Here is a 13,902-nt window from a genome sequence, read left to right as displayed (position 1 = left end):
TGTCCCCAGAAGGTCAGGCGACGACAGGCTTTTCGCTGAGCGTGTCGGCCAGGCGAACAAACGCCGCCAGGTCCAGCTGCTCTGGACGCAGGCTGCCATCGACGCCGGCTTCAGTGATTTCCTCGCTGGTCAGCAGGGCCTTCAACGTGTTGCGCAGGGTCTTGCGGCGCTGGTTGAACGCTTCGCGGACGACCCGCTCAAGGACGCGGTGATCCTTAGCCGGGTGCGGCAGGGTTTCGTGCGGCACAAGACGAACGATGGCCGAATCCACTTTCGGCGGCGGATTGAACGCGCCGGGGCCGACGTTGAACAGATGCTCCACGCGGCAGTGGTACTGAACCATGATCGACAGGCGACCCCAATCCCCGCCGCCAGGACCTGCCGCGAGACGCTCGACCACTTCTTTCTGCAGCATGAAATGCATGTCGCGGATCAGGTGGGCGTTCTGCAGCAGATGGAAAATCAGCGGCGTCGAGATGTTGTACGGCAGGTTGCCGACGACGCGCAGGCTGTTGGGTGCGGCATTCAGGCTGGTGAAGTCGAATTTCAGCGCGTCACCCTGATGCAGGCTGAAATTTGGCTTGCTGCCGAATTGATGCATGAGGATCGGCACGAGGTCTTTGTCGAGCTCGACGACGTCCAGTTGCGCGCCGCTGTTCAGCAGGCCTTGGGTCAGAGCGCCTTGTCCCGGGCCGATTTCCAGCATGCGGTCTTCGGCCTTGGCACGGATGGAGCGCAGGATCTTGTCGATCACGCCAGCGTCATGCAGGAAGTTCTGGCCAAAACGCTTGCGCGCCTTGTGTTGGTATTGCTCGTTCATGAATGGGTCTCGGCCATCTGATAGGCGGTTTCCAGAGCGACCCTGAGGCTGCCGGTGTCAATCTTGCCGGTGCCTGCCAGATCCAGCGCCGTGCCGTGATCCACGGAGGTGCGAATGATCGGCAGGCCCAGCGTGATGTTGACGGCGGCGCCGAAGCCTTTGTACTTCAGCACGGGCAGGCCCTGGTCGTGGTACATCGCCAGCACTGCGTCGCAGTGCTCCAGATATTTGGGGGTAAAGAGCGTGTCGGCGGGCAGCGGGCCATATAGATCCAGGCCCTCGCTGCGCAGAAGCGCCAGAGTAGGTTCGATGATGTCGATTTCTTCGCGGCCCAGATGCCCGCTTTCGCCGGCATGGGGGTTGAGGCCACAGACCAGAATCCGCGGGTGGGCGATGCCGAACTTGTTGACCAGATCCGCGTGCAGGATGCGCGTCACACGCTCAAGCCGTTCAGCAGTGATCGCATCGGCAACGTCACGCAGGGGCAGGTGAGTGGTCACCAGCGCCACGCGCAGATCTCCGGTCGCCAGCATCATCACCACCTGTTCGGTGTGGGTCAGCTCGGCAAGGAATTCAGTGTGGCCGGAGAACGGGATGCCACTGTCGTTGATCACGCCCTTGTGCACCGGCGCTGTGATCATGCCCGCGAAGTGGCCATCGATGCAGCCCTGGCCTGCTCGGATCAGGGTTTCGAGCACGAAACCACCGTTGGCCTTGTCGAGCTGGCCGGCAACGACTGGCGCCTGAATCGGCGTGTCCCAGACATACAGACTGCCAGCGGGGGCGGGGGCATCAGGCCATGCGGCGGGTGTGACGGGGATCAGGCTGACAGCCGCGCCCAGCTGGGCGGCCCGCTCGGTGAGCAGGTCGCAGCTGGTAATGGCAATCAGGGGATGGGGCTGGGACTGCGCGGCGAGGAGCAGGCAAAGGTCAGGGCCTATGCCGGCCGGCTCGCCGGGTGTCAGGGCGAAACGCTGTGGTTTCACTTGGCCGCCTGATCAGCTCCGGGGAGCTTGATCTCGACGTAGGCTTCATCACGGATCTGACGCAACCAGGTTTGCAGTTCTTCGTCGTACTTGCGGTTACGCAGCACGGTCATCGCCTGTTGCTCACGCGCCTGACTGGTGCTGTCAGTCGAGCGACGGCCGAGGACTTCCAGAACGTGCCAGCCGAATTGGGTTTCGAACGGCTTGGACACGACACCCTGAGCGGTCTCGTTCATGACGTCACGGAACTCCGGAACCAGCGAGCGCGGGTCAACCCAGTTCATGTCGCCGCCGTTAAGCGCCGAACCCGGGTCTTCGGAGAAGGCCTTCGCCAGTTCGCCGAAGTCCTCGCCATTCTGGATGCGATCGTAGATACGTTGAGCCAGCAACTTGGTTTCAGCCGGGCTGCGGATTTCGCTTGGCTTGATCAGGATGTGACGAACGTGAACCTCGTCGCGCATCTGGGTCTGAGTCTCGCCGCCGCGTTTTTCCACCAGTTTGAGAATGATGAAGCCGCCCGGTGTACGCGCAGGAGGGGTAACCTCGCCCGGACGCATCGACGACAGCATGTCGCCGAACGGAGGCGGCAGTTGAGCGGCTTTACGCCAGCCCATGTCACCACCGTCCAGAGCACTTTCACTGGCCGAAGACGCGATCGCCATCTGCTCGAAGTTCGCGCCTCGTTGCAGCTTGCCGTAGAGGTCCTTGGCTTTGGCTGCAGCGGCCTGAATCTGATCCGACGTCGCGCTGTCCGGCGTCGGGATCAAGATGTTGGCCAGGTGGAACTCTTCGGAAAACTGAGCTTTGCCCAGATCGGAGGCCAGAAAGTTCTTCACTTCCTGCTCCGAGACCTGGATGCGTTCGGCAACCCGGCGCTGACGCACACGGCTGATGATCATTTCCCGGCGGATCTGCTCACGTGCGCTGGTATAGGACAGCCCGTCGTGGGTCAGTGCGGCCTTGAACTGGTCAACACTCATGTTGTTGCGTTGAGCGATGGTGGCAACTGCCTGGTTCAGCTCTTCATCGCTGATGCGAATGCCGGAGCGTTCGCCGATCTGGATCTGCAGGTTTTCCAGGATCAGACGATCCAGGACCTGAGACTCCAGTGCGCTGGCAGGCGGAACACCCTGTCCGCGCTTGGCGATGGTTTGCTGAACCTCACGGGTGCGCTGGTCGAGCTGGCTTTGCATGACCACGTCGTTGTCGACGATGGCAACTACCTTGTCGATGGTGCGCACTTCAGCGTGCGCAACAGTACCGATAAGCAGCGCGCCCAGCATCAGCGGGCGCAGACAATCAGAAAGCTTGGTCTTCACGTTCACGATAACCTTGGATGCCTTTGTCGAGGAAGCTTTCAACTTTTTGGCCAACGACGCCGCCAAGTCCCTTCAACACGATTTGTAGGAAGACGCCGCGGTCGCCTTTCTCGTTCTGCGGTATCTCTTGGGTGGACTCGTCATAGTCGACCCAGTACCGGTTGATCAGACGCAGCTTCCAGCAGCAGTTGTCATATTCAAAACCACCAAAGGCTTCGAGGGTACGGTCACGGTTGTAGTCGTACTGCCAGCGGGCGATTGCGCTCCACTGCGGAACCACAGGCCAGATGACCGAGAAGTCATGTTGCTGAATCTTGTAGTAGTCCTTGATGACGGTGCCATCCGGGTAGGTGTAATCACCCCCGCCGACGCTCCAGCGACCTGTTGTCTGGTCGTAACGGACCTGGTCGTTGCGATAGCGATAGCCGGCGTTGATGACCTTGCCCGGCTCGTCTTCAGGCTGGTAGTGGACCATTGCGCTGCCGGAGCGAGTGCTGCGGCTGTCCGGGTCCCAGTTGAAGTCCGACGTGGCACGCCAGTCGCGGTTGAAGCGGTATTCGTACTCAAGCGCATACGGAGACACGTCGGACTGCGCGTCCTTGCGGTCTTCGTAGGCGATGCCCGGCAGTTGCACCTTGCGATCTGCGAAGTACACCGCCTGACCGATGCTCACGCGCTGACGTTCGAAACCGTTGTCTTCGATCCAGCGGTTGGTCACGCCCAGCGACAGTTTGTTTTCGTCACCGATACGGTCGGAGCCGACGAAGCGGTTGTCGCGGAACAGTGAGCTGTAGTTAAACGTCGTTTCCGCACTGTCGAAGATCGGGATGTCGTTCTGATCTTTCTCAGGGACATAGAGGTAGTACAGGCGTGGTTCCAGTGTCTGACGGTAGTCTTTACCGAACCAGTTGGTGTTGCGATCAAAATACAGGCCGCTGTCGACGTTGAAGATCGGGACGGCGCGGTTTTCGCTGCTGTGGTAGGACTCATCAGCCAATAACGTGCGCTTGCCTTGGGCATCCAAGTCAAGATCGTACTGGGTGTAAACATACTTTAACTTGGGCGTCACATAACCGTAGCTGGCAGTCAGCGGCAGGCTGATGGACGGTGCGAGGTTTAGGCGATCGCCGTTGGCGCGCGCCAGACCCGACACGTTCTGGTCAAGACGTCGAGAAGCAATGCCGTCTTCATCGACGAAGTTTCCGGTTCTCAGATCGCGATCAAAGCGAACCAGCTCAGTGTCGTAGTCAAACTTCAAACCTGCTGGTTGGAACGGCAGCGTGCCAGTCAACGTCAGTTGAGGCAGGCGTGCATACGGCGTGATCTGAGTGACCGTGGTCAGCTGATACTTCTGCGCATTAAGCGTCGCGGTGTAATTGTCACCGCGGTAGTAAACAGCGCCCTGCTGGTTCAGGAAGTCATGAGTACTGACGCCTTCCTGGCCGCTTTTCAGATCTTTGAAGTAATACGGATCACTGACCTTGGTGTAGTCGATCCTGCTGCTCAGACGCGAATCCAGGCCACTGCGATCCTGCCAGTTGACCAGCCAGCGGGTGTCTTTGTAGTCCGACTGCAGCTTGCGATCGTCGTCGTCGTCGTTCAGGTAGGCCGCACCGAACTGACCTTCGCTGGTCTTGGTCAGGTAGCGGAACTCGCCTTCCAGCAACATGCCACGCTTGGCCATGTAGGTCGGATACAGCGTGGCGTCGTAGTTCGGCGCCAGGTTGAAATAGTACGGGGTGAGCAACGAGAAGCCGGTTTCTGTGCCGGTACCGATGGTCGGTGGCAGGAAGCCGGACTGGCGACGGTCGTCGATCGGGAAATAGATGTAAGGCGTGTACAGGATCGGAATGTCATGAACGCGCAGTGTGGCGTTGGTGGCAGTACCGAAACCGGTGGCCGGATTCAGGGTGATGTTGTTGCCCTTCACGGCCCACGCGTTGCTGTTCGGTTCGCACGTGGTGTACGTGCCGTCCTTCAAGCGGATGATCGCGTTCTCGGCACGACGAGCGTACAGGGCGTTACCGCGAACGTTGTTTTTGTGCAGCACGTACTCGGCGTTGTCGACTTTGGCTTCGCCGGTGTCGAGCTGGACTTCAGCGTGGTCACCGACGATCAGGGCGCCGTTGTCGCGCAGACGGACATCGCCGTTCAGCTCGCCACGGTTCTCGGCCTGGTGAAGGCTGGCTTCGTCAGCCTCGACCTGCATGCTGCCCTGGCGCATGACGACGTCACCGGCCAGGGTCGCAACCTGCTCTTCCTGCTGATAACGCGAAGCCTTGGCGCCGATGAACGTCGGTGCGTCGCTCTTCGGCGTCTTGTCGTCCATGCCCGGACGGATCGGTTCGATGTAGGCGCCCGAGCAGTACGGACCGGTCTCAGCCAGTTGGGCTGCGGTCAGCTTCTCGCGCGGAACCCAGTCCAGGTGGCTGTAATCGGCGCTGCGCGATTTCAGGCCACGGCCCTTGGCCTCGGTGACCAGCATCGTTTTGGGCACGACTTCGCCGTCGGAAGTGGTGGTCGTCTGAGCGCCATCTGCCGTGCTGCTGTTGGACGAAACACTGTTGGCGTCGTGCACGGGGCGCGGAGGCAACTGGGCTGCGTTGGTTTTCGGAGAGCAATCCCATGCACCTGTTGCAGACACCGAGCAGTCATACTGTTCGGCGGCAACCACGTACGGGACGGCCAGGGGTTGCATCGCCAGCAAACTGCCGGTTACGAGCAACGGAAATTTTTTACGAAACGCGGGGGATTTCAATGCCATCTTATTAGTCCGGGCTTCCTGCGCGCCATCTGCCCGCGGGGGGGCCGCACGCCTCTCGATGGGCTGAAAAAGATGTCGGATAATAAAGCATGACCCGCTTGACGGCTAGCGCCGTCGGAGACCCTTGCAATGCCAGATCAAGATGTACGCCTGCAACACCTGAAAGTTTGGCTCGATGAGCAGCTCCCGCGTTTATTTGAGGCCCAGGGCTGGGGGCCAATCCCCCCGGCCACGTTGACTGCCGCCAGTAGCGATGCCAGTTTCCGGCGCTACTTCCGCTGGGAGGGGGAGGGCCGCACTTTTATTGTCATGGACGCGCCGCCCCCCCAGGAAAACTGCAAACCCTTCGTGGATATCGCTCATTTATTGAGCGGGTCGGGCATTAATGTTCCGAAAATTTATGCCGAAGACCTGAGTCAGGGCTTCCTTTTGTTGAATGACCTGGGTCGTCAGACCTACCTGGATGTCATCGACGAGCGAAACGCCGATCAGCTGTTCATTGACGCAATCGACGCACTGCTCGCCTACCAGCAACTGCCGATGGACGCGCCGTTGCCGAGTTACGACGTGGCACTTCTGCGCCGCGAGCTGGAACTGTTCCCCGAGTGGTACGTGAAGCGTCATCTGGGCGTGGAGTTCGATCAGGCGCAGCAGGCCAGTTGGCAGGCCGTCAGCGATCTGCTGATCGAGAGCGCGCTGGCCCAGCCGAAGGTGCTGGTGCACCGCGATTACATGCCGCGCAACTTGATGCTCAGCGAACCGAACCCTGGCGTGCTGGATTTTCAGGACGCGGTGTACGGCCCGGTTACCTACGACATCACCTGCCTGTTCAAGGATGCATTCCTGAGCTGGCCGGAGGCGCGCGTAGCCGGCTGGCTTGAGCTGTATTGGAACAAGGCCGTCGCGGCGGGCATCCCGGTGCAGGACGAATTCGATGAATTCCGTCGTGCCAGTGATTTGATGGGCGTGCAGCGGCATTTGAAAGTGATCGGTATTTTCGCCCGGATCTGCCACCGTGACGGCAAACCACGCTACCTAGCCGATGTGCCGCGCTTCTTCTCCTATATAGAAGCGGTGTTGGCGCGACGCCCGGAGTTGGTTGAGTTGAGTAATCTGTTGACCAGCCTTGGCCATACAAAACCGACACAGGCAAAACCAGCATCTGTCGGGTAATGGGATGGACTGCCATTGAAGAGGGACTGCACGTGAAGATTGTCTTGATGAGGGCCGCATGAAAGCGATGATTCTGGCGGCGGGCAAAGGCGAGCGCCTGCGCCCGTTGACCCTGCACACGCCCAAACCGCTGGTGCGAGCCGGCGGCGTTCCACTGATTGAATACCACTTGCGCGCGATCAAAGCGGCCGGCGTTGAAGACGTTGTGATCAACCATGCGTGGTTGGGCCAGCAGATCGAAGATCATCTCGGCGACGGTCGCCTGTGGGGTTTGAATATCCGCTACTCCCCTGAGGGCGAGCCCCTTGAGACGGGCGGCGGGATCTTCCGTGCGCTGCCGCTGCTGGGCGACGAGCCTTTTATCCTCGTCAACGGTGACATCTGGGTCGACTTCGATTTCAGTTCATTGACGAAACCGCTCAAGGGGCTTGCCCATCTGGTGCTGGTGGACAATCCGCCGCATCACCCCGCGGGCGATTTCGCGCTGGTCGACGGGCAGGTGCACGACGACGCAGCTCAGCCGCGCCTGACTTACAGCGGCATAGCGGTCCTGCACCCGCAACTCTTTGCGGGCTGCAGCGGGGGCGCATTCAAGCTGGCGCCCTTATTGCGTGACGCCATGGCGAAAGGCCTGGTGACCGGCGGACGTTTTGCCGGTCGCTGGGTGGACGTCGGTACCCATGAACGACTGGCCGAAGTCGAGCAGATCCTTGCGGTGAAGCCCTAGATGCTGTGGCCATTCACGGTGGTCGGCGGTGGCGTCGGGTACCTGATTGCCAGCATTCCCGGTGCCATGCTCGGTGCACTTCTGGGACAGGCGCTTGATCGGCGGCTGCATTTCCGGAGCTGGGCGGAGATGCGCGAGCGTGCCAGCGGCCGCAACGTACCGCGCGATGACGAGCTCATTTTCATTCTGCTGGGTCGTCTGGCGAAGAGCGAAGGTCGGGTGGTCGACGGGCATATACAGCAGGCGCGCGTTGAAATGCGCCGACTGGACCTCAGCGAGGCGGCGCAACGGCGGGCGATTCAGGCGTTCAATCGGGGCAAGGACGGGCGCGACAATTTGCGCGTCCACCTCACGCGCCTGAAAAGCCAGCCCCACGCGGCAGAAGGTTTGTTGCGCGCCTGTTGGCGCATGGCGTGGGCGGATGGCAGGGCGTCGCGCACCGAACGCGAGTTGATCGTGCTGTGGGGCAAATGGCTGGGCTGGGCTGCGGGCAAAGTCGAAGGGTTGTCATTAACCGAAGACGAACAACGTTCGAGGGGCGCTCCCGCCAGCAGTGGCGGCGAGTTTCAGGACGCGCTGCGTCTGTTGGGGGTGAAAGCGGATGCCGAACCTGCGCAGATCAAGCGCGCCTACCGTCGATTGCTGAGTCGTCACCACCCGGACAAGATCGCCGGCAGTGGCGCCAATCAACTACAGGTCCGTGATGCCACCGAGAAAACCCGCGAGCTGCATCATGCCTATGCAGTGATTCGCGATCGGCGCGGGTTCCGCTGACGCTTCCTTTTGAAGGCTGCCCGGCCCACGGGCAGCGTCGAAGGCGGTAATCGCTACTTTGCTGCGTCCCCTTCCAGCCAACCCCGGACGCGGCGAAACAGTTGATCCTGCTCCATGACCGGATTCCCGGGAATCGCACTCAACGCCACTTGGGTAAATCGAGCGTTTTTACTTCGTTTGCTAACGTCCAGTCGGTCTTGTGCCTGCTGACGTGGCACCGGACGATCCTTGTTGACGAAGTCTGCTGTCGGGACTTTCAGCGTCGGCAGCAGCTCCATCAGCCCTGGCGTTTCCTTTCCGGTGTCCACGGCCGTGACCATGACCAAGCGTTGAATAGCCGGCGAGGGGCGCTCGCTCATGTATCGCGCTGCCCAGTAAGCGCCGCTGCCATGGCCGAGGAGGACGATGCTGCGGGCCTTGTTCTGCTGGGCGAACGCCACGGCGCTGTCGATTCTGGCGAAGATTTTCTCGGCGTTGGCCTTGGCCACTTCCGCCTGGGCAGATGCCTGCTCGGCAGCCGCTGCAGCTTCCGCTTCGGCTGTGGCCGCAGGGTCGGGGGCTTTCACCGCAGCGTCTTTGGCTTTATCGCCGCCACCCGCCGCTGCCGGGGCATCCGCCGCACGGGCAAAAATACCGTCGTTGTGAGCGTCCGGCATGCTCAGACTGAGGCTGGACCACCCGACGTCCGGCAGCTTGCGCCGCAGCGGTGCGACCGCAATCGGCCAATCCGCTGACTCATCGGCGCCCGGCACGATGATCACTGCGCCTTTGGGCTCATCGACGTTCGCCGGTTTCCACAACGCCAGAAAGGTCTCGTCGCCCGCCTGCAATTGCTGTTGCTCGACCTGCGGCACCTGACGCTCAAGCGCCAGGGTGTCTTCTTCGCTGCGCGACGGCAATGCGGCCCGCTCGACCGGCGCTTCAGCCGACTTGGCGTCTTTATCCGGCGCCGGGTCCGCGGCCATGACGAGCGGCGAGCAAGGTAGTATCAGCGTCAGGCACAGCGCAGGAAATAGTGCGCGAAGGGTGTAGGGCATCGAGTATTCCAAAGGCCGGAAACAATTCCGGCAGACTAATGGGTTGACGGCTGTTTGTCAGGCCAGGCAATCGCCGCGCTTCAGCGAGCGACAGGCACAGCGCATGATCGGCATGGAATTCAGAGAAATGGAGACGACAGTTTGAGAATCCGTGCGCTGTGCCTTCGGGTTATCGGCGATACCCGCGCGCTCTTGATCGGCCTGATGCTGATCGTGCTGCCGATGTCGCACCATGCCGTCGCCTCACCCACCCAGGCCGACCCCTTGAGCCGCGAGCAGCGGGAATGGCTGACCCAGCGCGGGCCATTGCGCGTCGGGCTCGTCCTGCAAACACCCTACGCCCAGCTCGATCGTCGCGCCCAGCAGTTATCCGGCGCCAACGTCGACCTCATCAATCTCATGGCAAAGACCCTCCGGGTGGAGCTGCTGTGGCGCAGCTATGCCGATCAGGCCGAGCTTGAAAAAGCCCTCGCCGATGGGCAGATCGACTTCGCCCCGGGCCTGACCCAGACGCCTGCCGGCTTGCGCCTGTGGCTGTATTCCGATCCGTACATGCGCGTGCCGCAGTTGATCGTCGGCGAACGTGATGGCGCCGGCGCGGTGGATCTGGAAAAGCTCGACAGCCAGGTGCGCGTTGCCGTGCGCATGCCCAGCACGACGGCCGACTACCTGCGCAGCAACTACACTCACCTCAATCTGCAAGGCGTGCCGCTGGAACGTCAGGCTTTGCAGCTCTTGCTCAGTCAACAGGCGCGATACGCCGTCATCGATGAGGCGCAGCTCAGCCGTTTGTCCCGCGAGGCCGAGTTTGTCGGGCTTGCCGTGGTCGGTGACATCGGCTTTCCGCAGTTGCTGCGCGTGGCCTCCCGAAGGGACACGCCGCAGCTCGCCGAAATCATCAGCCAGGCATTGAGCGCCATTCCGGCCCGGGATCTCGAGCAGTTGCACACACAGTGGCTGCAGCCCAAATACCCGCAGATCAGTGAATCGCCGGGGCTGTGGAAGAACATCGCGCTGCTGCTGTTGGTCCTGCTCCTGGCCAGCGCGGCGATTGTTTACTGGCAGCGCAAACAACAGCAGCAACTGGAGAAGCAGCTGCTCACTGCGCGGGATGACATTGCCAAGCGACTGGCAGGGGAGGAGGCATTGCGGCTGGCGCAGTTCTCCATCGATCAGAGCACCGTCGGCATCCTCTGGGTCCACTGGGACAGCCATGTGCGCTACGCCAATCAGGCCGCCGAGACCATGCTGGGCTATGCGCCCGGCGGGGTAGTAGACCGGCCGCTGATTGATTTCGAGCCGGGGCTGAACATGGATCGCTGGCTCAATCTGTGGAAAACCGCGCGCTCCAGCGAGGAGGGGCCGCAGAACTACGAAAGCAATTGCGTGCGCGCCGATGGCAGCATCCTGCCTGCCGATGTGTCACTGAGCTTTCTGCGCTTTCGCGACGCCGAGTATCTGGTGGTGTTCATCACCGATGTGACCGAACGGCGCCGTTCCCTGGCCGCGCTGCAAGAAAGTGAAGCGCGCTTGCAGGTGCTGGCCGAGCAGTTGCGCGAGCTGTCGGCGCACCTTGAAACCGTGCGCGAAGAAGAAAAGGCGCGCATCGCCAGGGAGGTTCACGACGAGCTGGGTCAGATGCTGACCGTGCTCAAGCTGGAAACCTCCATGTGCGAACTGGCTTACGCCGATCTCGACCCTGGCCTGCGGGATCGCTTGAACAGCATGAAACGCCTGATTGCTCAGTTGTTCCAGTTGGTGCGAGACGTGGCAACCGCCCTGCGGCCACCCATTCTCGATGCAGGCATCGCCTCGGCCATCGAATGGCAGGCCCGGCGCTTCGAAGCGCGCACGCACATTCCCTGCCTGGTACAGGTGCCGGACAATCTGCCGAGTCTTCCGGATGCAACGGCCATCGGGCTGTTCCGCATCCTTCAGGAGTCGCTGACCAACGTCATGCGCCATGCCGAAGCGCACACGGTCGAGCTAAGCCTGACGCTGAGCGACGGCGTGCTGTGCCTGTGCATCGCCGATGACGGCAAGGGCTTCGATCAGCGCGCCGAGCGTCCGGCCTCGTTCGGACTGGTGGGCATGCGCGAGCGGGTTCTGATCATGGGCGGGCAATTGCATCTGGACACCTTGCCCGGAGAAGGCACAACCTTGCGCATCCACATTCCGCTGGACCCGGTCGCTGAGGAGCACGTGCATTGATTCGCGTATTGGTTGCCGAAGATCACACGATTGTCCGAGAGGGCATCAAACAGCTGATCGGCCTGGCAAAGGATCTGCAAGTGGTCGGGGAGGCCGGCAATGGCGAGCAGTTGCTGGAGGCGTTGCGTCACATCCCGTGCGAAGTCGTGCTGCTGGATATCTCCATGCCAGGGGTCAACGGCCTGGAGGCGATCCCGCGAATCCGCGCGCTGAGCAATCCCCCTGCCATTCTGGTGCTGTCGATGCACGATGAGGCGCAAATGGCCGCGCGGGCCCTGAAGGTCGGCGCCGCCGGGTACGCCACCAAAGACAGCGACCCCGCGTTGCTGCTGACAGCGATCCGGCGAGTGGCCGCAGGCGGGCGCTATATCGACCCGGACCTGGCTGATCGCATGGTGTTTGAAGTTGGGCTCACGGACAGCCGGCCGTTGCACTCATTGTTGTCCGAACGCGAGTTTTCAGTGTTCGAACGCCTGGCCCAGGGCGCCAACGTCAACGACATCGCCCAGCAACTGGCGTTGAGCAGTAAGACCATCAGTACCCACAAGGCGCGCCTGATGCAAAAGCTGAAAATCAACTCGCTGGCCGAGCTGGTGAAGTATGCGATGGAACACAAGTTGGTTTGATTGCGTGTCTAAAAACGACTTCCTTTGGTACTTCGTAAAACGCTATCGCGAGCAAGCTCACTCCTACAGGTTATTGCGATCCCCTGTAGGAGTGAGCTTGCTCGCGAAGACGCCAGACCAGGTCATAAATACCTTCCGGGCGACATACCTATCCCCGCCATCCCTGTAGGGCAATCCCTACCCGAAACCTTCCACCCCACCTAGGCCATTCTCTCTCACGCCCCGATTTGCGCGGCCTTCAGCCTCATCTAGGCTTGATCCCTACGGTGGATCAAACAAAGGTGTGGGCAATGAGCAACGTCGATTCAAGCGCTGGGGCGAGTGATGTTCTGGTCAGCTTTCGCGGTGTGCAAAAGAGCTACGACGGCGAAGCCCTGATCGTCAAAGACCTCAACCTGGATATTTGCAAAGGCGAATTCCTCACCCTGCTCGGGCCATCCGGTTCCGGCAAAACCACCAGCCTGATGATGCTCGCCGGCTTCGAGACACCGACTGCTGGCGAGATCCTGCTGGCCGGCCGTTCGATCAACAACGTGCCGCCGCACAAGCGCGACATCGGCATGGTGTTCCAGAATTACGCGCTGTTCCCGCACATGACCGTCGCTGAAAACCTGGCGTTTCCGCTGTCGGTGCGCGGCATGAGCAAGACCGACGTGGCCGAAAAGGTCAAACGCGCCCTCGACATGGTGCAGCTCGGCACCTTCGCCCATCGTTACCCCGCGCAGCTGTCGGGTGGTCAGCAGCAACGTGTCGCGCTGGCCCGGGCGCTGGTGTTCGAACCGCAGCTGGTGCTGATGGACGAACCCCTCGGGGCACTCGACAAACAGCTGCGCGAACACATGCAGATGGAGATCAAGCACCTGCACCAGCGCCTGGGCGTGACCGTCGTCTACGTCACCCACGATCAGGGCGAAGCGCTGACGATGTCGGACCGCGTCGCGGTGTTCCATCAGGGCGAAATCCAGCAGATCGCCCCACCGCGCACCCTCTACGAAGAGCCGAAAAACACCTTCGTCGCCAACTTCATCGGCGAGAACAACCGCATCAGCGGCACCTTGCTCAGCCAGAGCGGCGACCGCTGCGTGGTGGGCCTGGCGCGCGGCGAAAAAGTCGAAGCGCTGGCGATCAACGTCGGTGCCACCGGGAGCCCGGTCACGCTTTCCATTCGTCCCGAGCGCGTGAACCTCAACGGCCGCAGCGAGAGTTGCGTCAACCGCTTCTCCGGCCGCGTTGCCGAATTCATCTACCTGGGCGACCACGTGCGGGTGCGTCTGGAAGTGGCCGGGAAAACCGATTTCTTCGTCAAGCAGCCCATCGCCGAGCTTGATCCGGCGTTGAGCGTTGGCGATGTCGTGCCCATTGGATGGCAGGTCGAGCACGCGCGCGCCCTGGACCCGTTGCTGGAAGCACATTGATACACCCGCGTGACGCGTCAACCGAAGAACCCAGAGGCGAGCCAATCGCC

The 13,902-nt window shown here is 61.4% G+C and carries 11 protein-coding genes; 6 read left to right on the top strand and 5 right to left on the bottom strand.

Annotated elements, in window-relative coordinates; translation table 11 throughout:
• Positions 1-13 precede the first annotated feature (13 nt).
• Genes rsmA through QWI18_RS14785 form a run of 4 tightly spaced genes read right to left on the bottom strand, consistent with a single transcriptional unit; the run spans position 14 to position 5,889 of the window.
• On the bottom strand, positions 14-820 hold the full coding sequence (gene rsmA / locus QWI18_RS14800; RefSeq protein WP_065991336.1) for a 16S rRNA (adenine(1518)-N(6)/adenine(1519)-N(6))-dimethyltransferase RsmA: 807 nt from the start codon (positions 818-820) through the stop codon (positions 14-16).
• Positions 817-1,806: a 4-hydroxythreonine-4-phosphate dehydrogenase PdxA gene (pdxA, locus tag QWI18_RS14795; protein ID WP_192134890.1), complete on the bottom strand. Its 990-nt coding sequence runs from the start codon at positions 1,804-1,806 to the stop codon at positions 817-819. Before pdxA ends, rsmA begins: the two co-directional genes overlap by 4 nt.
• Positions 1,803-3,125 (bottom strand): peptidylprolyl isomerase, encoded by a 1,323-nt coding sequence (locus tag QWI18_RS14790; RefSeq protein ID WP_192134888.1) that lies wholly within the window; start codon positions 3,123-3,125, stop codon positions 1,803-1,805. The genes pdxA and QWI18_RS14790 overlap by 4 nt, the downstream gene beginning before the upstream one ends.
• The gene (locus QWI18_RS14785) at positions 3,106-5,889 is read right to left on the bottom strand and encodes an LPS-assembly protein LptD (RefSeq protein ID WP_369319149.1); all 2,784 of its coding nucleotides are present in this window, start codon (positions 5,887-5,889) and stop codon (positions 3,106-3,108) included. The genes QWI18_RS14790 and QWI18_RS14785 overlap by 20 nt, the downstream gene beginning before the upstream one ends.
• A gap of 129 nt (positions 5,890-6,018) precedes the next feature.
• On the opposite strand from QWI18_RS14785, the gene QWI18_RS14780 reads away from it, so the two are divergent.
• From QWI18_RS14780 to QWI18_RS14770, 3 genes are read left to right on the top strand one after another with little or no spacing between them, the layout of a single operon-like run.
• Positions 6,019-7,062 carry an aminoglycoside phosphotransferase family protein gene (locus tag QWI18_RS14780; protein WP_065991339.1) on the top strand — a complete coding sequence of 348 codons (1,044 nt, stop codon included), beginning with the start codon at positions 6,019-6,021 and terminating at the stop codon, positions 7,060-7,062.
• Positions 7,063-7,120: 58 nt separating this feature from the next.
• Positions 7,121-7,789, top strand: coding sequence for an N-acetylmuramate alpha-1-phosphate uridylyltransferase MurU (murU, locus tag QWI18_RS14775; RefSeq protein ID WP_369319148.1), 669 nt, complete (start codon positions 7,121-7,123; stop codon positions 7,787-7,789).
• Positions 7,790-8,563, top strand: a complete 774-nt coding sequence (locus QWI18_RS14770) for a DnaJ domain-containing protein (RefSeq protein WP_369319147.1) — start codon at positions 7,790-7,792, stop codon at positions 8,561-8,563. It begins immediately after the preceding gene.
• A gap of 53 nt (positions 8,564-8,616) precedes the next feature.
• Here QWI18_RS14770 and QWI18_RS14765 read toward each other — a convergent pair whose 3' ends face one another.
• Positions 8,617-9,600, bottom strand: coding sequence for an alpha/beta hydrolase family protein (locus QWI18_RS14765; RefSeq protein WP_369319146.1), 984 nt, complete (start codon positions 9,598-9,600; stop codon positions 8,617-8,619).
• A gap of 204 nt (positions 9,601-9,804) precedes the next feature.
• Here QWI18_RS14765 and QWI18_RS14760 point away from each other — a divergent pair, with 204 nt between their 5' ends.
• The 3 genes from QWI18_RS14760 (at position 9,805) to QWI18_RS14750 (ending at position 13,852) form a co-directional block, all read left to right on the top strand.
• Positions 9,805-11,811 carry a transporter substrate-binding domain-containing protein gene (locus tag QWI18_RS14760; protein ID WP_369319206.1) on the top strand — a complete coding sequence of 669 codons (2,007 nt, stop codon included), beginning with the start codon at positions 9,805-9,807 and terminating at the stop codon, positions 11,809-11,811.
• On the top strand, positions 11,808-12,437 hold the full coding sequence (locus QWI18_RS14755; RefSeq protein WP_065991344.1) for a response regulator transcription factor: 630 nt from the start codon (positions 11,808-11,810) through the stop codon (positions 12,435-12,437). Before QWI18_RS14760 ends, QWI18_RS14755 begins: the two co-directional genes overlap by 4 nt.
• A gap of 290 nt (positions 12,438-12,727) precedes the next feature.
• Complete coding sequence (locus QWI18_RS14750) at positions 12,728-13,852, top strand: ABC transporter ATP-binding protein (protein WP_369319145.1); 1,125 nt, start codon at positions 12,728-12,730, stop codon at positions 13,850-13,852.
• The last annotated feature ends 50 nt before the right edge of the window (positions 13,853-13,902 follow it).

It is taken from the genome of Pseudomonas sp. W2Oct36 (assembly GCF_041060465.1).
Taxonomy (GTDB): Bacteria; Pseudomonadota; Gammaproteobacteria; order Pseudomonadales; family Pseudomonadaceae; genus Aquipseudomonas; species Aquipseudomonas graminis_B.
This window is presented reverse-complemented; position numbering and strand designations above follow the sequence as displayed.

Bases quoted from the DNA above. Each gene is read 5' to 3' on its own strand.
- rsmA (WP_065991336.1), bottom strand. From the start codon at position 820: ATGAACGAGCAATACCAACACAAGGCGCGCAAGCGTTTTGGCCAGAAC.
- QWI18_RS14785 (WP_369319149.1), bottom strand. From the start codon at position 5,889: ATGGCATTGAAATCCCCCGCGTTTCGTAAAAAATTTCCGTTGCTCGTA.
- QWI18_RS14780 (WP_065991339.1), top strand. From the start codon at position 6,019: ATGCCAGATCAAGATGTACGCCTGCAACACCTGAAAGTTTGGCTCGAT.
- murU (WP_369319148.1), top strand. From the start codon at position 7,121: ATGAAAGCGATGATTCTGGCGGCGGGCAAAGGCGAGCGCCTGCGCCCG.
- QWI18_RS14770 (WP_369319147.1), top strand. From the start codon at position 7,790: ATGCTGTGGCCATTCACGGTGGTCGGCGGTGGCGTCGGGTACCTGATT.
- QWI18_RS14765 (WP_369319146.1), bottom strand. From the start codon at position 9,600: ATGCCCTACACCCTTCGCGCACTATTTCCTGCGCTGTGCCTGACGCTG.
- QWI18_RS14760 (WP_369319206.1), top strand. From the start codon at position 9,805: ATGCTGATCGTGCTGCCGATGTCGCACCATGCCGTCGCCTCACCCACC.
- QWI18_RS14750 (WP_369319145.1), top strand. From the start codon at position 12,728: ATGAGCAACGTCGATTCAAGCGCTGGGGCGAGTGATGTTCTGGTCAGC.